Origin of the sequence: Methylobacterium terrae, from assembly GCF_003173755.1 — a bacterium.
GTDB lineage: Bacteria > Pseudomonadota > Alphaproteobacteria > Rhizobiales > Beijerinckiaceae > Methylobacterium > Methylobacterium terrae.
The window spans coordinates 3,390,091-3,410,042 of the sequence record NZ_CP029553.1 but is presented as its reverse complement, the minus strand read 5'-3'; the positions used below and the strand labels follow the sequence as shown (position 1 = coordinate 3,410,042).

15 protein-coding genes are annotated in these 19,952 nt (G+C 71.3%); 14 read left to right on the top strand and 1 reads right to left on the bottom strand.

The genetic code is table 11. From position 1 onward, the window contains the following. Positions 1–42: 42 nt before the first annotated feature. The 4 genes from DK419_RS15670 (at position 43) to DK419_RS15655 (ending at position 5,072) form a co-directional block, all read left to right on the top strand. Positions 43–1,743, top strand: coding sequence for a peptide ABC transporter substrate-binding protein (locus tag DK419_RS15670; RefSeq protein ID WP_109959894.1), 1,701 nt, complete (start codon positions 43–45; stop codon positions 1,741–1,743). 77 nt (positions 1,744–1,820) lie between these two features. Next, the gene (locus tag DK419_RS15665; protein ID WP_109959893.1) at positions 1,821–2,771 is read left to right on the top strand and encodes an ABC transporter permease; all 951 of its coding nucleotides are present in this window, start codon (positions 1,821–1,823) and stop codon (positions 2,769–2,771) included. Positions 2,772–2,804: 33 nt separating this feature from the next. After that, positions 2,805–3,683: an ABC transporter permease gene (locus DK419_RS15660; RefSeq protein ID WP_109959892.1), complete on the top strand. Its 879-nt coding sequence runs from the start codon at positions 2,805–2,807 to the stop codon at positions 3,681–3,683. Positions 3,684–3,761: 78 nt separating this feature from the next. Then, positions 3,762–5,072 carry an NAD(P)/FAD-dependent oxidoreductase gene (locus DK419_RS15655; RefSeq protein WP_109959891.1) on the top strand — a complete coding sequence of 437 codons (1,311 nt, stop codon included), beginning with the start codon at positions 3,762–3,764 and terminating at the stop codon, positions 5,070–5,072. A 69-nt stretch (positions 5,073–5,141) separates the two neighbouring features. On the opposite strand, the gene DK419_RS15650 is transcribed toward DK419_RS15655, so the two are convergent. Beyond that, on the bottom strand, positions 5,142–5,846 hold the full coding sequence (locus DK419_RS15650) for a GntR family transcriptional regulator (RefSeq protein WP_109959890.1): 705 nt from the start codon (positions 5,844–5,846) through the stop codon (positions 5,142–5,144). A gap of 164 nt (positions 5,847–6,010) precedes the next feature. Here DK419_RS15650 and DK419_RS15645 point away from each other — a divergent pair, with 164 nt between their 5' ends. The 10 genes from DK419_RS15645 to DK419_RS15600 all read left to right on the top strand — a co-directional run bounded on the left by DK419_RS15645 (position 6,011) and on the right by DK419_RS15600 (position 19,948). Then, a complete protein-coding gene (locus DK419_RS15645) occupies positions 6,011–7,309 on the top strand; it encodes an MFS transporter (RefSeq protein WP_109959889.1) in 1,299 nt (432 codons plus the stop codon). Between the two features lie 45 nt (positions 7,310–7,354). After that, positions 7,355–8,434: a tartrate dehydrogenase gene (locus DK419_RS15640; RefSeq protein WP_109959888.1), complete on the top strand. Its 1,080-nt coding sequence runs from the start codon at positions 7,355–7,357 to the stop codon at positions 8,432–8,434. A gap of 10 nt (positions 8,435–8,444) precedes the next feature. After that, a complete protein-coding gene (locus DK419_RS15635) occupies positions 8,445–9,704 on the top strand; it encodes a glycerate kinase type-2 family protein (RefSeq protein WP_109959887.1) in 1,260 nt (419 codons plus the stop codon). Positions 9,705–9,770: 66 nt separating this feature from the next. Next, the gene (pyk, locus tag DK419_RS15630; protein WP_109959886.1) at positions 9,771–11,183 is read left to right on the top strand and encodes a pyruvate kinase; all 1,413 of its coding nucleotides are present in this window, start codon (positions 9,771–9,773) and stop codon (positions 11,181–11,183) included. 600 nt (positions 11,184–11,783) lie between these two features. Beyond that, entirely contained in the window at positions 11,784–14,426 is a 2,643-nt protein-coding gene (gene cas3 / locus DK419_RS15625) for a CRISPR-associated helicase Cas3' (RefSeq protein WP_109959885.1), read from the top strand. 604 nt (positions 14,427–15,030) lie between these two features. Continuing rightward, positions 15,031–16,599 (top strand): type I-E CRISPR-associated protein Cse1/CasA, encoded by a 1,569-nt coding sequence (casA, locus tag DK419_RS15620; protein WP_109959884.1) that lies wholly within the window; start codon positions 15,031–15,033, stop codon positions 16,597–16,599. Continuing rightward, a complete protein-coding gene (gene casB, locus DK419_RS15615) occupies positions 16,583–17,263 on the top strand; it encodes a type I-E CRISPR-associated protein Cse2/CasB (RefSeq protein ID WP_162561251.1) in 681 nt (226 codons plus the stop codon). The genes casA and casB overlap by 17 nt, the downstream gene beginning before the upstream one ends. Then, on the top strand, positions 17,260–18,432 hold the full coding sequence (gene cas7e / locus DK419_RS15610) for a type I-E CRISPR-associated protein Cas7/Cse4/CasC (RefSeq protein WP_109959882.1): 1,173 nt from the start codon (positions 17,260–17,262) through the stop codon (positions 18,430–18,432). Before casB ends, cas7e begins: the two co-directional genes overlap by 4 nt. Continuing rightward, positions 18,432–19,163, top strand: coding sequence for a type I-E CRISPR-associated protein Cas5/CasD (gene cas5e / locus DK419_RS15605; protein ID WP_109959881.1), 732 nt, complete (start codon positions 18,432–18,434; stop codon positions 19,161–19,163). Before cas7e ends, cas5e begins: the two co-directional genes overlap by 1 nt. After that, a complete protein-coding gene (locus tag DK419_RS15600; protein WP_109959880.1) occupies positions 19,160–19,948 on the top strand; it encodes a type I-E CRISPR-associated protein Cas6/Cse3/CasE in 789 nt (262 codons plus the stop codon). Before cas5e ends, DK419_RS15600 begins: the two co-directional genes overlap by 4 nt. The last annotated feature ends 4 nt before the right edge of the window (positions 19,949–19,952 follow it).

Genomic DNA, 19,952 nt, shown 5'->3' with positions numbered 1-19,952 from the left:
GTGCCGAGACCATTCGGCGCCACCCCTTCACGGAGCACGGCCATGACCGATCACGACGACACGACGCACCTCCTCTCGCGCCGCGCCGCCCTGCGCCTCGGCATCGCCGGCGGGATCGCCGGCCTCGGCCTGCCCCACCTCCTCGGCAAGCCGGCCTTGGCGCAGGGCGCGGCCGCCACGGCGGCGGCCAGGGAGGCCGCGAAGAAGGCGCCGGCCGGCCGCGTCGTCGTCGGCATCACCCAGGAGCCGACCGTCCTCAACCCCTTGATGCTGAAGATCGAGGTCGATGACGGCGTGCATTTCTCGCTGTTCGACGCGCTGTTCCGCATCGGGCCCGACGGCGTCATCACGCCGAACCTCGCGGCCGCGGTGCCGACCCAGAAGAACGGCGGCATCTCGCAGGACGGCCTGAACTGGCGCGTGCGCCTGCGCGACGGCGTGCGCTGGCACGACGGCAAGCCCTTTACCGCCGAGGACGTGAAGTACACCCTCGAGCTCATCACCAAGCCGAACTTCCGCGCCTGGCGCACCGCCGGCCACTCGCTCCTGCGCGACATCACGGTGGTCTCGCCGACGGAGATCGCCTGGCGGATGGAGAAGCCCTTCGCGCCCTACCTGTCGTTCCTGACCGAGACCTTCATCGTCCCCAAGCACGTGCTGGAGACCGCCGCCGATCCGAACACCGCCGACTTCAACAAGGCGCCGGTCGGCACCGGCGCCTTCAAGTGGGGCAAGCGCACCGCCGGCGACAACCTCGAGCTCGTCGCCAACCGCGACTACCACGGCGAGGGGCCCTACATCGAGACCCTGGTCTTCAAGTACATTCCGGATCTCACGGTCTTCTACACACAGTTCAAGAGCGGCGACATCGACCTGACCGGCCAGGTCTACATCACGCCCGACAACTACAAGGAAGCCAAGACGCTGCCGAACAAGGTGGTGACGCTGGTGCCGCGGCAGACCATCGAGGGCATCCACTTCAACCTGGAGAAGCCGCAATTCAAGGATCTGGCGGTGCGCCAGGCCCTGTACGCCGCCATCGACCGGGCGGCGATCATCGACGCCCTGTATTACGGCGTCCCCTCGGCGACCGAGAGCTACATGCCGCGCTCGTCGTTCTACTTCAACGACAAGCTCCCGGTGCAGACCTTCGACGTCAAGGCGGCGCGGCGGCTCCTCGACGAGGCGGGCTGGAAGCCCGGCCGGGACGGGATCCGCGCCAAGGACGGGGTGCGCCTGTCGTTCAACAACACGACCACCTCGGGCGACCACCTGCGCGAGCAGGTGCAGCAGTTCCTCAAGCAGAGCTGGGCCGATATCGGCGTCGAGATGAACATCGCGAACCTGCCCGCCGCCGTGCTCTGGGGCGACGTCTGGGCGAAATCCCAGTTCGACACGGTGATCTCCGGCGTCGTGTTCATGGTCGCGTCGGATCCGGACGTGACGAACCGCTTCCACTCGCGCGCGATCGGCGCCAAGGGCGGCCGCGGCTCGAACACCACGCAGTATTCCAACCCCGAGGTCGACGCCCTGCTCGACAAGGGCACCGCGACGTTCGATCCGGAGGAGCGGCGCAAGATCTACACCCGCGTGCAGGAGCTGGTGCGCCACGACCTGCCCTTCATGCCGCTCTACCAGGTCACGGCGGTGCTCGGACACAAGAAGTCCGTCCAGGGCTTCGTTCCCAACTCCAACACCCGCACCGAGTCCTGGAACGCCGCCGGCTGGTCGCGGGCGGGCTGACGCGCGACCGGTCCCGGGCGGTCGCCTTCCGGCGGTCGCCCGCGGGCGGTCCTCAGACGACGTACAGGGAGTCCATCGTGCACAGGTTCCTGCTCGGCCGCCTGGTCCAGAGCGCCGTCCTGCTCGTGATCGTCTCGGTCATCGGCTACGTCATCCTCGGGCTGATCCCGGGCGGGCCGCTGTCGCAGTTCGGGCTCGATCCCGGACTGACCGCGGCCGACATCGAGCGCCTGAAGGAGCAGATGGGGCTCAATCAGCCGCTCTGGCTGCGCTATCTCGACTGGGCCTGGAGGCTGCTGCACGGCGACTGGGGCGTGTCCCTGCGCGACGGCACCCCGGTGCTGACGGTCATCGCCCGGCACCTCGTCGCGACCCTGCTGCTGATGGGCAGCTCGACCGTGATCGCGATCGCGGCCGGGACCTGGATCGGCATCCGCAGCGCCACGCACCGCTACTCGGCCTTCGACTACGCGGCGACGATCGGCGCGATGGTCGCCCTGTCGATCCCGACCTTCTGGTTCGGGCTCGTCGGCATCTACGTCTTCTCGCTCAAGCTCGGCTGGCTGCCGGCCGGCAACATGTACACGATCGGCGATGCCTCGGTGCTCGACTACCTGCACCACCTGATCCTGCCGAGCCTCGTCCTGTCGCTCGTCCACATCGCGGTCTGGAGCCGCTACATGCGCACGGCGATGCTCGGCGTGATCAACCAGGATTTCGTCAAGACCGCCCGCGCCAAGGGCGTGGCCGAGCGCCGGATCCTGATGAAGCACGTCGTCGGCAACGCGCTCCTGCCGATGATCACGCTGGCCGGCGTGCAGCTGCCCAGCATCCTCACCGGCGCGCTCGTCACCGAGACGGTGTTCACCTGGCCGGGCATGGGGCGCCTGTTCTACGACAGCCTCGGCTACAGCGACTATCCGGTGGTGATGGGGATCCTGATGTTCTCGGCGATCGTCGTCATCCTGGGCAACCTCATCGCCGACATGGTCGTCGCCATCGTCGATCCGCGGATCCGGCTGGCCTGAGCGGCCCTGCCCACAACGACAGGACCTCCCGGCATGACCGCCCTCGCTGCGCCGATCGCCTCGACCCGCTGGTGGCAGGGCCGCGCCGCGCGCCGCTTCATCAGCCATCGCCTCGCCCTCGTCGGGGCGATCATGATCACGCTGCTGGCGCTGGCCTGCCTCCTCGGCCCATACCTGCTTCCCTACGATTCGCTCCAGATCGACCTGCGGGCGCGCTTCGCCCCGCCGCTGACCGGCTCCCACATCCTCGGCACCGACCCGCTCGGGCGCGACGTGGCCGCCCGCCTGCTGATGGCGGGGCGGATCTCGCTGATGGTCGGCGTGCTCGCCATGCTGCTCTCGACGGTCGCCGGGACGCTCGTCGGCGTCGTCGCGGGCTATCGCGGCGGCCTCGTCGGCGCGGTGCTGATGCGGACCGTCGACGGCTTCCTGGCCTTCCCGTCGATCTTCCTGGTGCTGGCGCTCGCCGCCCTGCTCAAGCCCACCCCGGGGATGATCGTCGTCATCATCGCCCTCACCAAGTGGATGGAGGTGGCCCGCATCGTCGAGGCCGAGGTCCGCTCGCTCAAGGAGCGCGAATTCGTCCATGCCAGCCGGATGCTGGGCCTGGGGAGCGCGCACATCATGTTCCGCGAGATCCTGCCGAACGCGATGGGCCCGATCATCGTCGCCGCCAGCCTGACGGTCGCGCGCGCCATCCTGCTCGAGGCCTATATCAGCTTCCTCGGCTACGGCATCCAGCCGCCGCTGCCGAGCTGGGGCAACATGCTCAACGGCGCCCAGCAATACCTCGCGAGCGCGCCCTGGCTCGCGATCATCCCGGGCGCCGCCATCACCCTCGCGGTGACGAGCTTCAACTTCATCGGCGACGGCCTGCGCGACGCCCTCGACGTGCGCGGCGACCTCCGATGAGCGTTCCGCCGCCGGACCGGTCCGGCGGCCGGCCCCGCGGCGTGCCGCATGCGCCGATCCCGTAGAGAGTTCGATGCCATGACCGACCCGACGATCGCCGCGACGACCACGCCGTACTGGTGGGACGACGCCCCCGTCCGGCCGATCCCGGCCCGGACGCCGCCCCGGAGCGTCGACGTCGCCATCGTGGGAGCGGGCTTCGCCGGCCTGTCGGCCGGCCTGGTCCTGGCGCGGGAGGGACGCTCGGTCGCGGCCTTCGACGCCATGAACCCGGGCGAGGGCGCCTCGACGCGCAACGGCGGCATCACGAGCGGCAACATCCGCCTGGACTACGCCACGATGGCCAGGCGCTTCGGCGAGGCGCGGGCGATCGCGGTCGAGGCCGAGGCGCACGCCGCCCGCAAGTTCCTCGCCCGGTTCGTCGCGGAGGAGGGGCTCGACTGCGACTTCCAGCCGACCGGCCTGTTCAAGGGCGCGATCGGCTACCGGCAATACGACGCGATGGCCCGGAGCGCCGAGGCGTTGCGCAAGTCTGTCGGCGTCGAAACCTACGCGGTGCCGTTCGCCGAGCAGAAGACCGTCATCGGGACCGACTTCTACCGCGGCGGTACCGTCCGGATGGATATCGGCGGCCTGCACCCGGCGAAGTTCCATCGCGAGTTGCTGCGGATCGCGCTCGCCTCCGGCCTCGCGGTCCATTCCGGCACGCCGGTGACGGGCATCGCCCGCGACGGGGAGGGGTTCCGCGTCGCGACCGCGGCCGGGACGGTCCGGGCGCGCCAGGTCCTCGTCTGCACCAACGGCTACACCGACGGCGCCGCGCCCTTCCTGCAGCGCCGCCTGGTGCCGGTGCGCAGCCGCATCATCGTGACCGAGGAGCTGGCGCCCGCCGTGATGGCGCGGCTGATGCCGAGGCGGATGATGATCAGCGAGGGACGCCAGCTCGGCTACTACTACCGCCCGACCCCGGACGGCCGCCGCATCCTGCTCGGCGGGCGCGAGAGCGGGAACAAGGGCAACCCGATCGGCCCGTCCCTCCTCATGCGGGCCGGCCTGACCGAGATCTTCCCGGAACTCGAGACCGTCCGCCTCTCCCACACCTGGTTCGGCAACGTCGCGATGAACCGCGACATGCTCCCCCGCATCTTCGAGAAGGAGGGGATCCTCTACGCCTCCGGCTTCTGCGGCTCGGGCACGGTCTGGGCGCCGTGGGTCGGCATGCGGGCGGCCTACCGGCTGCTGGGGCAGCCTGCGCGCGCCGAGAGCGCCTTCGACTTCCGGCCGCCGGCCGGCATCCCGCTCTATCGCGGCGATCCGTGGTTCATGCCGACGATCATCCAGGGCTACCGCCTGCAGGACCGCATCGCCATGCTGCGCGCGCGCCGCTGAGCGACGCGGCGCCCCGGATCGGCTCCGGACCGGCGCGCCGTCGGGCTGCGACGGTTCGGGATCCCCAGCCTACAGGTGCCGCAGGCCGAAGGTTTCGAGCAGCGGAAGCAGGTTGTCGCGCGCACGGATGCGGTGCTCGCGGGCGTGCCGGTGCGCGGCGGGCGCGTCCGCCTCGCGGATCGCGTCGACGATGCGGCGATGCTCGGCCACCGAGGCGTCGAGCTCCCGGCGCAGTCTCAGCGTCAGCATCCTGGCGCGGTGCGACTGGTCGTTGATCGTCTGCATGATCCGGATCAGGCGCCCGTTGCCGGCCCGCTCGACGAGCGTGCGGTGGAAGCCCTCGTCCGCGGCGCCCCAGGCCGGGAGGTCCCCGCCGGTCTGCGCCGCGGCCATCGCGTCCGTGTGCGCCGCGAGCGCGCCGGCGGCGCCGAGCCGCTCGGGCTCCGCCAGCCCGGCGACCAGCTCCGCCGCCTGTCCCTCGAGCGCGATGATCACGTCGTAGATCTCGCGCATGTCCTCGGGCGCGATGGCGCAGATCAGGATGCCGCGCCGCGGCAGCACCCGCACCAGCCCGTCCTCCTGCAGCCGGATCGCCGCCTCGTGCACGGGCGTGCGGCTCATGCCGAGCCGCAGCGCGATCTCCTGCTCGGAGGCCTGGTACCCGGGCGCGAAGTCCGAGTTCCGGATCGCCAGCTTCATCGCCGCGTAGGCGTCGTCGACGAGCGAGGGGCGCCTCTCGCCGTCGTCAGTCCGTGCCGTTCTCGCCCGCGCCATCGCTCCGCCCGATCCTGCCCCGCCCGCTTGGCTTAGCATCTTCCATGCAAGTTGCAACGGAACGCTTGACGCGCTTCGAGTGCGATGGCATACGCCATGCGAGCTTGCATGGAAGTTGGCACGAAAGCTGACACGCGGTGCAGGCGATCCCACAGGAGGAAACGATGGACCGCTCGCTTGAGCAGGCCACCATGCGCCGCGTCGCGTGGCGCCTGGTCCCCTTCATCTGCCTGCTCTACTTCATCGCCTTCATCGACCGCGTGAATATCGGCTTCGCCGCGCTGACGATGAACAAGGACCTCGGCTTCTCGTCGGCCGTCTTCGGCTTCGGCGCCGGCGTGTTCTTCTTCGGCTACTTCCTGTTCGAGGTGCCCTCGAACATCATCCTCGACAAGGTCGGCGCCCGGCTGTGGATCGCCCGGGTGATGATCACCTGGGGTCTGATCTCGGGCGCATTCGCCTTCGTGAAGGGCGAGTACAGCTTCTACGCCCTGCGCTTCCTGCTCGGCGCGGCGGAGGCCGGCTTCTTTCCGGGCATCATCCTCTACCTGAGCTACTGGTTCCCAGCCCGCTACCGCGCCGGCGTCGTCTCGCTGTTCATGGCGGCGGCCCCGATCTCGGTGGTGCTCGGCTCGCCGATCTCGAGCGCGCTGCTCGGGATGGACGGCGTCCTGGGCCTGCACGGCTGGCAGTGGATGTTCCTCGTCGAGGCGGCGCCGGCCGTCGTGCTCGGAATCGTGGTGCTGTTCTACATGACCGACCGGCCCGAGAAGGCGAAGTGGCTCTCGGACGAACAGCGCGCCTGGCTCGTGACGGAGATGAACGCGGAGCGGTCGGCCAAGCAGACGGCCGCCAAGCACAGCGTCATGGCGGGTCTCGCCGACATCCGCGTCCTGGCGCTGGCCCTGATCTACTTCGGCACCTCGGCCGGCCTCTACACGCTCGGCATCTGGGCGCCCCAGATCATCAAGAGCTTCGGCCTCTCCACGATGGCGGTCGGCTTCCTCAACGGCGTGCCGCCGACCCTGGCGATCGTCGCGATGATCCTGTGGGCGCGGCACTCGGACAGGACCGGCGAGCGCACCTGGCACGTCGTGATCGCCTGCCTCGTCGCGTCGCTCGGCCTGCTGCTCGCCGGCGGCGCGGCCTCGGCCGTGGCGGTGATCGCCGCGCTCAGCCTCGTCAATATCGGCATCAGCGCGGCCAAGCCCCCGCTCTGGGCGATGCCGACGATGTTCCTGTCCGGCCCGGCCGCGGCGGTCGGCATCGCGACGATCAACTCGATCGGCAACCTCGGCGGCTTCGTCGGTCCCTGGGCGATCGGCTGGATCAAGGACCGGACCGGCAGCTTCACCGGCGGGTTGATCTTCGTCGCGGGCTTGCTCGTCCTCTCGGCGGTCGTGACCCTGATCGTCGCCCGCGCCGGGCGGCGCGGCGGGACGGCCGACGCCGTCGCGCACTGATCCCCTCTGTCCCTTCCCCCCTCATCCCACACAGGAAGACCCGTCATGACCAAGACCTACAGAATCGCCGCGATCCCGGCCGACGGCATCGGCATCGAGGTCATCGCCGCCGGCATCGAGGTGCTGAACGCGCTCGCCGAGAAGACCGGCACGTTCCGGTTCCAGTTCGACCACTTCGACTGGGGCTCGGACTACTACAAGACCCACGGCGTGATGATGCCGGCGGACGGCCGCGAGCAGATCCGCAACCACGACGCGATCTACTTCGGCGCCGTCGGCGCGCCGGACGTGCCCGACCACATCACCCTGTGGGGCCTGCGGCTCGCGATCTGCCAGCCCTTCGACCAGTACGCCAACGTCCGCCCGACCCGGATCCTGCCCGGCATCACCAGCCCGCTGCGCCACGTCTCCGGCCCCGAGCTCGACTGGGTGATCGTGCGCGAGAACTCGGAGGGCGAGTATGCGGGCGTGGGCGGGCGCGTCCACCAGGGCCACCCGGAGGAGGTCGCCACCGACGTCTCGATGATGACGCGCACCGGCGTCTCCCGCATCATCCGCTACGCCTTCAAGCTGGCGCAGAGCCGCCCGCGCAAGCTCCTGACCGTGGTGACGAAGTCGAACGCCCAGCGCCACGCGATGGTGATGTGGGACGAGATCGCCGCCGAGGTCGCCCAGGAATTCCCGGACGTGACGTGGGACAAGATGCTGGTCGACGCCATGACGATGCGCATGGTGATCAAGCCCGAGACCCTCGACACCATCGTGGCGACGAACCTGCACGCCGACATCCTGTCGGACTTGGCTGCGGCGCTCGCCGGCTCGCTCGGCATCGCGCCGACCGCGAACATCAACCCGGAGCGCAAGTTCCCGTCGATGTTCGAGCCGATCCACGGCTCGGCCTTCGACATCACCGGCAAGGGCATCGCCAACCCGGTCGCGACGTTCTGGACCGCCTGCCAGATGCTCGAGCACCTCGGCGAGAAGCCGGCGGCCGACCGGCTGATGCGGGCGGTGGAGCGGGTGACCGCCGATCCGAGCCTGCACACCCCCGACCTCGGCGGCAAGGCGACGACCCGCCAGGTCACCGACGCGGTGATCGCGGCGATCCAGGGTGACAACGAGTAAGGGGGACGCCGTGACCGAGCCCGGAGATCTCCTGCGGCGGCTGTTCGCGGCCGCCGTGGCGGCGGCCGATCCCGCCATCAGCCTCGCCCGGCACCTGCCGGAGCCGCCCCGCGGCCGCACGATCGTCGTCGGGGCGGGCAAGGCGGCAGCCTCCATGGCCCGCGCCGTCGAGGCGGCGTGGCCGGGCGAGATCTCCGGGCTCGTGGTCACCCGCTACGGCCATGGCGCACCGACCACCCGGATCGCGGTGGTCGAGGCGTCGCACCCGGTGCCGGATGCCGCCGGCGAAGCCGCCTCGAAGGCCATCCTCGCGGCGGTCGCCGGGCTCACCCCCGACGACCTCGTCCTCTGCCTGATCTCCGGCGGCGGCTCGGCCCTGCTGTCGCTGCCGGCGCCGGGGCTGACGCTCTCCGACAAGCAGGCGGTCAACCGCGCCCTGCTGACATCCGGCGCCGCGATCGGCGAGATGAACTGCGTGCGCCGCCACCTCTCGGCCATCAAGGGCGGGCGGCTCGCCGCCGCCTGCCACCCGGCCCGGCTGGTGACGCTGCTGATCTCCGACACGCCCGGCGACGATCCCCTCGACATCGCCTCCGGCCCGACCGTCGCGGACCCGACCACCTGCGCCGACGCGCTGGCGATCCTGGATCGCTACCGGATCGAGGTCCCGGAGGCAGTCCGCCGCCACCTCGCGAGCGGTCGGGGGGAATCGATCAAGCCGGGCGATCCGCTTCTCGGGCTGCCCGACCTGCGGATGGTCGCGACCCCGCTGATGGCGCTCGAGGCCGCCGCCGACCTCGCCCGGCGGGAGGGCATCACCCCTCTCATCCTCGGCGACGCGATCGAGGGCGAGGCGCGCGAGGTCGGCAAGGTCATGGCCGGGATCGCCCGGAGCGTCGCCGCCCACGGCCTGCCGGTCCCGAAGCCCTGCATCCTGCTCTCGGGCGGGGAGACCACCGTGACGGTGCGCGGGCCCGGCCGCGGCGGGCGCAACGTCGAGTTCCTGCTGGCGCTCGGGGCCGCGCTCGACGGGCATCCCGGCATCCACGCCATCGCCGGGGACACCGACGGCGTCGACGGCCTGGAGGAGATCGCGGGCGCCGTGCTCGGCCCCGACACCGGCGCGCGCGCCACAGCGCTCGGCCTGTCGCTCGCGGCGAGCCTCGACCGAAACGACGGCCACGGCTTCTTCGAGGCCCTGGGCGACGGCGTCGTCACCGGGCCGACGCTCACCAACGTCAACGACTTCCGGGCGATCCTGATCGCCTGATCTGCCCCCGAACCAGAATCTGCCCCCGAACCAGAGGCGGCCGTTCTCCCGCGGCCGGATCGCGCCATGCGCCGTCACCGCCACGCCAAGATCGTCGCCACCGTGGGTCCCGCGAGCTCGGCCCCCGACCGCCTGCGGGCCCTGTTCCTCGCCGGGGTCGACACCTTCCGCCTCAATTTCAGCCACGGCACGCACGACGACCACGCCCGGGTCCACGCCGCAATCCGGGCGCTCGAGGCGGAGGTCGGCCGCCCGATCGGCATCCTGCAGGACCTGCAGGGCCCGAAGATCCGCATCGGCACCGTCAAGGACGGCCGCCTCGACCTCGAGGCCGGCGAGAGCGTGCGCTTCGTCCTGGAGGGCGGGGAGGGCGACGCCCGAGCCATCCCGCTGCACCACCCGGAGATCTTCTCGGCCATCGTGCCGGGGCAGGACCTGCTGATCGACGACGGCCGGGTGCGGGTGCGCGTCACCGGGCTCGACGCCGCCTCCCTCACCGCCGAGGTGGTGACCGGCGGCGCCCTCACCGACCGCAAGGGCGTCAACCTGCCCGGCACCCTGCTCGACCTGTCGCCGCTGACGCGCAAGGACCGCGCCGACCTCGCCTTCGGCCTCGAGCTCGGCGTCGACTGGGTCGCGCTCTCCTTCGTGCAGAAGCCGTCCGACATGGTCGAGGCCCGCGCCCTGATCGGCGACCGCGCCGGGCTGCTCGCGAAGATCGAGAAGCCGCAGGCGCTGGAGCGGATCGAGGACATCATCCGTCTGTCGGACGCCGTGATGGTCGCCCGCGGCGACCTCGGCGTCGAGATCCCGCACGAGGACGTGCCGGGCCGCCAGAAGGAGCTGATCCGCGCCTGCCGGCTGGCGGTGAAGCCGGTGATCGTGGCGACGCAGATGCTCGACTCGATGGTCGGCGCACCGGCCCCGACCCGGGCGGAGGCCTCCGACGTCGCGACCGCGATCTACGACGGCGCCGACGCGGTGATGCTCTCGGCCGAATCGGCGACCGGGAAGTATCCGGTCGAGGCGGTGGCGATGATGGACCGGATCATCCGCTCGGTGGAGGGGCACAAGCTCTACCACTCGATCGTGGCGGCCTCGGATCCCGGCGAGGAGGAGACCCCGCCCCACGCGGTGGCGAGCGCGACCGCGACCCTCGCCGAGGCGCTCCACGCCAAGGCGATCGTGACCTACACGGCGAGCGGGACGACCGCGGCCCGGGTGGCGCGCAAGCGGCCCGAGCCGCCGACCCTGGCGCTGACGCCGAACCTGGCGACGGCGCGGCGGCTGTGCCTGCTGTGGGGCGCCCACAGCGTGCAGACGGAGGACGTGAACTCCTACGAGGAGATGGTCGCCAAGGCCGCGCATCACGCGCGAGCCGAGGGTTTCGCCAGGTCCAACGACCACATCGTGATCGCCGCGGGCATTCCCTTCCACACCACCGGAAACACCAACAACATCCGCCTGCTGCAGATCTGAAACGGCGATCCGCGGCGGCGCGGCGATCACGCGGAAAGCCGCGGCGCCCGGGGCGCGACGAAGTCCCCCGACGGCACGATCCCGGACACCCTCCGCGGCTTGGAATCCAGGGACGATCCGGAAGACCGGGCTCGGCGCCCGTCGGCGAACTCCCACCGCGGCGGCGTGTCCCGGTCCGGTCCCTCGTGGCGTGGGAACCGTCGCCGATCCGCTCGAAGGACGAGCTGCACGATCGGTAGAGTCCGAGCGAGAATGGGGGAGTCGGTCAGGTGCCGGCGCTGCCCCAGCCCGAGAGAACCTCGCGCGCCGCACCCCATTGCGCCCGCAAGGAGCGGCGCAGGACGCGCCACCGTCACGGAGCCACATCTTCTCGGGAGCGTCGATGTTCGATCCACGGCGTCAATTGCACGGATATTTACTAGAATATACGCCAGATTAACGTCAAGATATATCTTGTATATGACTTAATGTAAAAAAAGCAAGTAATATTTTTGTCGTAGCGCCATAATTACAATAATTACATCAGTATAAATTTTCCTCTCCACTTTTCATCGTGCCATATCATAGTGTAGGCGGACGACATGGGCATCGGGGCCGATCGTGACAGCCTTTTCACAGGACGATCTCTGGGCGAAGCGCGATGCCGCGGGCCGGTGGCATTCCCTGGTCGGACATTCCGCCGATGTCGGCGCCGTCCTGGCGGCCCTGCTCGACCTGCCGACGATCGGGGAGCGCCTGCGGCGGTTCGGCCGGACCGACGCGGCGGCCGCATCCTCGATCTCGGCCAAGCTCTCGGCGCTCGCCTTCCTGCACGACGTGGGCAAGGCCAATCGCGGCTTCCAGGCGCGGTCGGACGCGAACGCGCCGCGCGTCGGCCACATCGACGAGCTCGCCTGGGTGTTCTCCCCTCGTCGCGGCGCGGACGCGGTGTGCGACCGGCTGTCCGAACGGCTCGGGCTCGACCGGGTCGCGGCGTGGCTTCCCGAGGACGAGCCGGACCTGTTCCACGCGGTGTTCGCCCATCACGGGCGGCCCTGGGCGCTCGGGCACGAGGGCTCCCAGGCCGATGTCAGGGATGCCTCGGCGCAGTGGCGCGGCGGGCCCGGCGATCCGGTGGCCCGGCTCGGACCGATGCGGGCGGCCCTCGACGCCTGGTTCGGGGACGCGCTCGCCGACGGGAGCCCGCTGCCCGACCAGCCCGCCGTCGCGCACGCCTTCGCGGGGCTCCTGATGCTGGCCGACTGGCTAGGCTCGAACCCGGGCCCCGGCTTCTTCCCCTTCGACGAGGGACGACACGCCGACAGGATGGCCTTCGCGCGGGAGCGCGCGGCCGACGTCCTGACCGCGACGGGCCTCGACGCGCAGCCCGCGCGGGAGGCGGCGCGCCGGGTCGGGGCGGGCTTCCCGCACGCCTTCGCGCAGGCCGGCCGGCCGCCCTTCGCGGCGCGGCCGATCCAGGCCGAGGCGGCGCGCCATCCGGCACAGCTGCTGGTGCTGGAGGCCGAGACCGGCTCCGGCAAGACCGAGGCCGCCCTGTGGCGCTTCATCGAGCTCTTTCGCGCCGGCGCCGTCGACGGCCTGTACTTCGCGCTGCCGACCCGCGTCGCGGCCACGCAGATCTTCGAGCGGGTCAAGCGCTTCCGGGACAACGTCTTCCCGCCGGACTGGCGGCCGGCGGTGGTGCTCGCCGTCCCGGGGCAGATGCGCGTCGACGAGGCGGAGGGCGCGCGCCTGCCCGATTTCGACGTCCAGTGGAACGACGACGGCGACCGCGCCGCCCGCTGGGCCGCCGAGCATCCCAAGCGCTACCTCGCGGCGCCCATCGCCGTCGGCACCATCGACCAGGCCCTGCTCGGCGCGGTGCGGGTGAAGCACGCGCACCTGCGCGCCGTCTCGCTCCTCGGCAAGCTCCTGGTGATCGACGAGGTCCACGCCTCAGACGCCTACATGGAGCGCCTGCTCGCGAACCTGCTGCGCTTCCATGTCGGGGCGGGCGGGCACGCGCTGCTCCTGTCGGCGACGCTCGGCGCGGGTGCGCGCGCCCGCCTGCTCGGCGCCGCGACGGTTCCGGACCGGGCGGCGGCCGATGCGGTGGATTACCCGGCCTTGAGCTGGTGCGAGGACGGTGTCGAGCGCCGCCAGCCCCTCGGCGCGGCCGGGGAGGGCAAGGCCGTCCGGCTGGAGGCCCGCCCGATCCTCGCCGATCCCGACGCCGTCGCGGCCTCGAGCCTCGCCGCGGCCCGCGCCGGCGCCAAGGTCCTGATCGTCCGCAACACCGTCGGCCAGGCCTTGCGCACACAGGAAGCCCTGGAGGCCCTGGCGACGCGGGCGGATGGCGCGACGCTCTTCCGGGTGCCCCACGCGGACGGGCGGGGGATCGCGACGCTGCACCATTCCCGCTTCGCCGAGCCCGACCGGCGCCTCCTCGACGCCGCCGTCGAGGCCGCGATCGGGCGCGAGCGCGAGGCGGGCGGCCGCATCGTGGTCGGCACGCAGACCCTGGAACAGTCCCTCGACCTCGATGCCGACCTCCTCCTCACCGACCTCTGCCCGGTCGACGTGCTGCTGCAGCGGATCGGCCGCCTCCATCGCCACGCCGGCCGGCCCCGCCCGGCGGGCTACGCCGCGCCGCGCGCAGTGGTGCTCGTCCCCGAGGGCCGCGAGCTGTTCCGGGCGGATCTGCGCGCCTACGGCCTCGGCTCCGGCGAGACCGGCGGCGTCTACGAGGACCTGCGCATCCTCGAACTCACCCGGCGCCTCGTCGAGGCCGAGCCGGTCTGGACGATTCCCGCGATGAACCGGCGCCTCGTCGAGGCCGCGACCCACCCCGACGCCCTGGCGGCGATCGAAGCGGAGCTGACCGCCGCCGACCCGGCCTGGCGGCCGCATTTCGACCGGCGCACCGGCCGGTACTTCGCCGACCTCAACGCGGCGCAGGGCGCGCTGCTGCGCTTCGACCGGCCGTTCACCGCGTTCCGGATCGAGCCGGACGAGATCATCGCGACGCGGATCGGCGGCGCCGACCGGCACGTCGCGTTCGACGTGGAGGGACAGCCGCTCCCGACCGGCCCGTTCGGCCGGCCGGTGCCCTCGCTGAAGCTGCCGCACCACGTGGCCGCGAACATCTCGGTTGACGCTCAACCAGATCTTGTGGAAACTCTAGGTGATGGCGATGGCTTCACGTTCCGCCTCGGCCCGAGCGTGTTCACGTATGACCGGTTCGGGCTGAGACGGAACGCCTGATCCCCGCGTGGGCGGGGGAGCCCAACTCTCGCTACATCACGCGAGCTAGGGGCCATCTCCGACGAGGCGGAGGAATATTATGTATCAACGAATACTTTGTAATGCCAGCGCTCTGGCCGCGGCGTATCCAACCCGCGTCCAACCCGGCATGCGGTTGTGAGTTCCCAATGAAATTGATGCCGGTAATGCAGCCTAAAGAACCGTTTCGAAACCACGATGCCACGTCGAAGTGCGCGGCGCTCCCGTCGAGTTGGAGCGAATGGATTCTGAAACGGGCTCAGCATGTAGCGCCATCCTACTCTCAGACAGCCATAGCGTTTTCGGTACTCCTTGTCAATCGCGACTGCTATCGCTAAATCACGCTAGCTAGTTACGAATCTTGACACCCCTGCCGACCTCCCGTTGGAGGATAGCGTCCCGGAAGTTGCCGCTAGATCCATAGGCTAATTTTAGGACAAAATAGGCTCACACGATACGTGCCCCTGTTACTTTCGCATATCTTGTAGGAAAATCAAACCAAATTTCGGCATTTGCGGGATTGAAGCCGGCGCAAAACTAGTTTATAGCTACAGTATGTCTTTCAAAATACAGTGGCGTGCACGCAATGTCGATTAAAAATCTAATATTAAATAAGGCGATTCGAGTAATTTTAGATGGTAATCGCGCAGTAAGTACGCTGCCAAGCGTTTTTGCTGCTCTTGCCCGCAATGCAATCTCAAGCTTCCCGGCCCTGCGTCCCCACCAACGCCACGCCTGGCACGCCTTTCTGGTGCAGCTCGGCGCGCTCGCGCTGCTCCGCGCCGGTCGCGAGGCGATGCCCGAGGACGAGGAGACGTGGCGCGACCTGCTGCGCGGGCTGACCGCCGATTTTCCCGGGGACGAACCCTGGTGCCTCGTCGCGCCGCCGGACCGCCCGGCGCTGCTGCAACCGCCGATCCCGGGCGGGCTGAAGGACCTCAAGAACGCCGTCCCGACCCCGGACGCGCTCGACATGCTGGTCACCTCCAAGAACCACGACCTCAAGAGCGAGGTGATGATGGCGGCGGAGCCGGACGACTGGCTGTTCGCCCTCGTCGCCCTGCAGACCAGCGAAGGTTTTCTCGGCGCGGGGAATTACGGCATCTCCCGCATGAATGGCGGCTTCGCCAACCGGCCGGCCTTCAGCGTCGTGCCGACGACCGGTCCGGTCTCGCCGGTCCGGCGCGACGTCGAGGCCCTGGTGGCGCTCCGGAAGACCGAAGGGGCATCGACGGTCTACGCGGCCGAAGGCGGGCTCGGTCTCGTCTGGCTGCGTCCGTGGGACGGCGCGACCGCGCTGCCGCCGTCCGAGCTCGATCCGCTCCACATCGAGATCTGCCGCCGGGTCCGGCTCGTGGAGGAGGGCGGCCGGATCGCCGCGCGGGCGGGAGGCTCGAAGGTGGCACGCATCGTTCCGATCCCCGGCGGCGCCCCCGGCGACCCCTGGGCGCCGACGGTGACCGACAAGGACGGGCCGAGAATCCTCACCGTCGATGCCGGGGGCTTCCACTACCGGCGCATCGTGCGGCTGCTCTTCGAGCGGGAGGGGCACGCGCTGCCGGTCCTCGCCGCGACGCTGCCCACCGACGCCGAGGAAGGCCTCGTCGTCCTGGCCCGGGCGCTGACCCGCGGGCAGGGCAAGACCGAGGGCTGGCACGAGCGGCGCCTCCCGATCAGCCGGACCGTGTACCGGGCGTTGCGCACCCGCGCCACCGACGCGATCGGGCGCGCCGCGACCGAGCGGGTCGCGCTCGCCGGCGAGATCCAGAACCGCGTCCTGAAGCCGGCCCTGCTCGCCCTGTTCCAGAACGGGCCCGATCAGGTCGACTACCAGGACAAGGGCGCGAATGCCCGCGCGCGCGACCTCCTCGCCCGGTTCGACCGGGCGGTCGACGCCACGTTCTTCGAGGATCTGTGGGCCGAGGTCGAGCCGGACGCGGATCCCGACGCCGTGCGCACGGCCTGGGTGCGGCGCCTCGTGAACGGGGTCGCCTGGCCCCTCGTCGTCGAGGCCGATGCCGGCCTGTCGAAGGCCGTGGGGCGGCGCTGGCGCGCACTGGTCCGGGCCGAGGCCGTGTTCCGGGCCGGCACGCGCAACCCGAAATCCGATCTGCCGAAATTCTTCCCGGAGCCGAAGCGTGACGACGCAGCCTGATCCCGCCGGCGGAGACCCGCCGCCCCGCCACCGCGCCGAGATCGCCGCCCGGATCGCGGCCCCGCTGACGAACGAGGACCGCTTCGGCACCGGCCCACTGGCCGAGCTGCGGCGGCTCGATCCGAACGGGGCGCTCGCCGAGCCGACCCTGCACCGGCTGCTCGCCCGCCACACCACGGAGCGGGAGGTGGGGGAGACCGGCTTTCCGGCCTGGGCGCTCGTCATCCACGCGGCCGCGCTCGCCGCGCCCGACCACCTGTCCTTCCCCCGCCGCGAGGACGAGCCGGCGGAGAACGGCGCCGAGGCGCGGGCGGCGTTCTGGGCCGAGCGGTCGCGCCGTGCGCAACGGCAGTTCGGCCGCGACCTGTTCGAGGCGGGGGTGAGCGAGCGCCGCTTCTCGATCCTGCTCGACGCCACCGCCGACGAGCTGCGGATCGTGATGCCGCGCATCGTCCGGCTCCTCGTCGGGGCGGGCAAGCGGCTGCCGGTGCTCGCCGTCGCCGACCTCGTCGCCTCGGCCCGCCATCTCGAGGATCCGTGGGCCCAGTCGGTCCGCCACCGCATCGCCCGCGGCTACTACCGGGCCGAGGCCGGGCCGAAACCCGACGCCAGGCCCGGATCCGAGACCGCCCCCTCATCCTCGTCCCCCGGAGAGACCGCGTGACCCGCTTCCTGCAGATCCACAGCCTCGCCTCCTACCCGGCCGTGCTCCTGAACCGGGACGATGCCGGTCTCGCCAAGCGGCTGCCCTATGGCGGGTCGGTGCGCACCCGGGTCTCGTCGCAGAGCCTGAAGCGGCACTGGCGCCTCGCCGAGGACGCCTGGGCGCTGAGCAAGGTCGGCGCGCCGATGGGGGTGCGCTCGCGCGAGATCGTCGAGCGTCGCGTCCTGGACAAGATCACGGCGGCGCCGGCGATCGTCGAGGCGGTCGGCGCCGCCCTGGTGAAGCACCTCTACGGCAAGAACAGCGCCAAGATCGCCGACCGGCAGGCCCTGCTCCTCGGCGAGCCCGAGATCGCGTACCTGGCCCGGATCGGGGCCGAGGCGGCGGCCGCCGCGACGGATGCCAAGTCGGCCGAGGCCGAGATCGACGCGCGGCTCGCCAAGGGCACCGGCAAGGCCAACCTCGCGGCGATGCTGGCGAGCGCCGGCACCCTCGCCGCCGGGCTCGAGGCGGCCCTGTTCGGCCGGATGGTCACCTCCGACCCCGACGCCAACACCGACGCGGCGATCCACGTCGCGCACGCCTTCACGGTCCACGCCCAGGAGAGCGAGAGCGACTACTTCACCGTCGTCGACGACCTGCGGGTCGCGGCCGGCGAGGTCGGCTCCGGCGGCATCTTCGACACCGAACTCACCTCGGGGCTCTATTACGGCTACGTGGTGGTCGACGTGCCGCTCCTCGTCTCCAACCTCGCGGGTGATCCGGACCTCGCCGCCAAGGTCGTCGAGCACCTCGTCCACCTCATCGCCACCGTCTCGCCCGGGGCCAAGAAGGGCTCGACTGCCCCTTACGCCTATGCCGACCTGATGCTGGTCGAGGCCGGATCGCGCCAGCCGCGCACGCTCGCCGGCGCCTTCCGCAAGGCGGTGCCGCTGCGGCGCGACGGCGACCTCGCGGCCGAGGCCGTGGCCGCCATGGCCGCCTGCCTCACCCGGCTCGACCGCGCCTACGGACAGGAGGAGGAGCGCGCCAACCTCTCGGTCGTCGAGTCCTCCGACCTCAGCCTCGGCGCCTCCGGCTTCGGCGGGCAGATGACCCTCGACGGCCTCGCCGCCTGGGCCGCCGAGCAGGTGCGCGCAGGGCAGGCGAGCGCAGGAAAGGGGAAGTGATGCCGCATTTCCTGCTCCTGCGGCTCGAAGCGCCGCTCCTCGCCTTCGGGGGCGAGGTGGTCGATGCCCGCGGCGTGCTCGTAGATTTCCCCGGCGCCTCGCTGCTGACGGGGCTGCTCGCCAACGCGCTCGGCTACCGCCGCGGCGAGGCGGACCGGCTCCAGGCCCTGCAAGACCGCCTCGTCTACGCCGCCCGCCTCGACCGCACGGCTGCCCGCATCACCGACTTCCAGACCGCGCAGCTCGACAAGGACGACCGCGGCTGGACGACCCGCGGCCGGCCGGAGGGCCGGGCCGGCGGGGCGGGCAGCTACGTCGGACCGCACCTGCGCCGCCGCGACTACGATTGCGACGTCTCCTGCGCCGTCGCCCTGCGGCTGGAACAGCCCGAGGCGGCTCCGACCCTCGGCGACCTCGTGGCGAAGCTGCTCCACCCCGCCCGGCCGCTCTTCCTCGGCCGCAAGCCCTGCCTGCCGTCCCGGCCGCTGCTCGAACCGGAGAGCGAACTCCGCATCGTCGAAGCCGACGACCTCGTGGCAGCGCTCAGCCTCCTGCCGCCGGCGGAGGACAGCGACCCGACCCTGCGCGTCCTCCTGCCCGAATCCGAGCCGGCCGCGCCCGGCGACCACGTCCGCCCGGTGACCGACGCGCGCAACTGGCGCTCGGGCGTGCATGGCGGCCACCGGCTCGTGCGGGTGCGGGCCGTGAAGCGGCCGGGGGCGGCGGCATGACGCTGATCCTCCTCCAGATGCGACCGGCCCTGGGGCCGCTCCTGCGCTGGGCCGAGCGGCGCAAGCTGGTCGCCGCCCACGGCCCGGACGACCTCGGCTACGCGCTCCACGCGATCCTGGCGGCGGCCTTCGGCGAGCACGCCCCGAAACCCTTCGTGCTGCTCGACCCGCCGCGCCGGCGCGAGCGGCCGGGGGCCGATCCGGCGCCGCAACTCCTCGGCTACACGACCCGGGACGCCGCAGCCCTGCGCGCTCACGCCGCCGCCTTCGCGGAGCCGGAGGTCGCCGAGGCCCTGGGCCTCGACGGGCTGGCGGCCAAGGCCATGCCGGAGCGGTTCCCGGCCGGGACGCGGCTGGGCTTTCGCACCCGCATCCGCCCGACGGTCCGCCGCGACCGCGACGGCGACCGGACCCGGACGCGCGAAAAGGACGCCTACCTGGCAGCCCTCGACCCTTACGAGGGGCAGCCGGCCCCGTTCGGCCGCGGCGAGGTCTACCGCGACTGGCTCGCGCGCCACCTCGCGGCCGGCGGCGCGGAGCTGGAGGGGGCGAGCCTCGACGCCTTCCGCCTCACCCGCTCCTTGCGCCGCGGCCGGGAGCGGCACCTCGCGCAGATCCCGCTCCCGAGCCAGAAGATGAAGGGCGCCGCCGGCCACCCGGACGCGACCGTGACGGGAGTCCTGATCGTCCGGGACCCGGAGGCCTTCGCGGCGCTCCTCGCCCGCGGGATCGGCCGCCACCGCGCCTTCGGGTTCGGCATGCTGCTGCTGCGGCCGCCGGAATAGGACG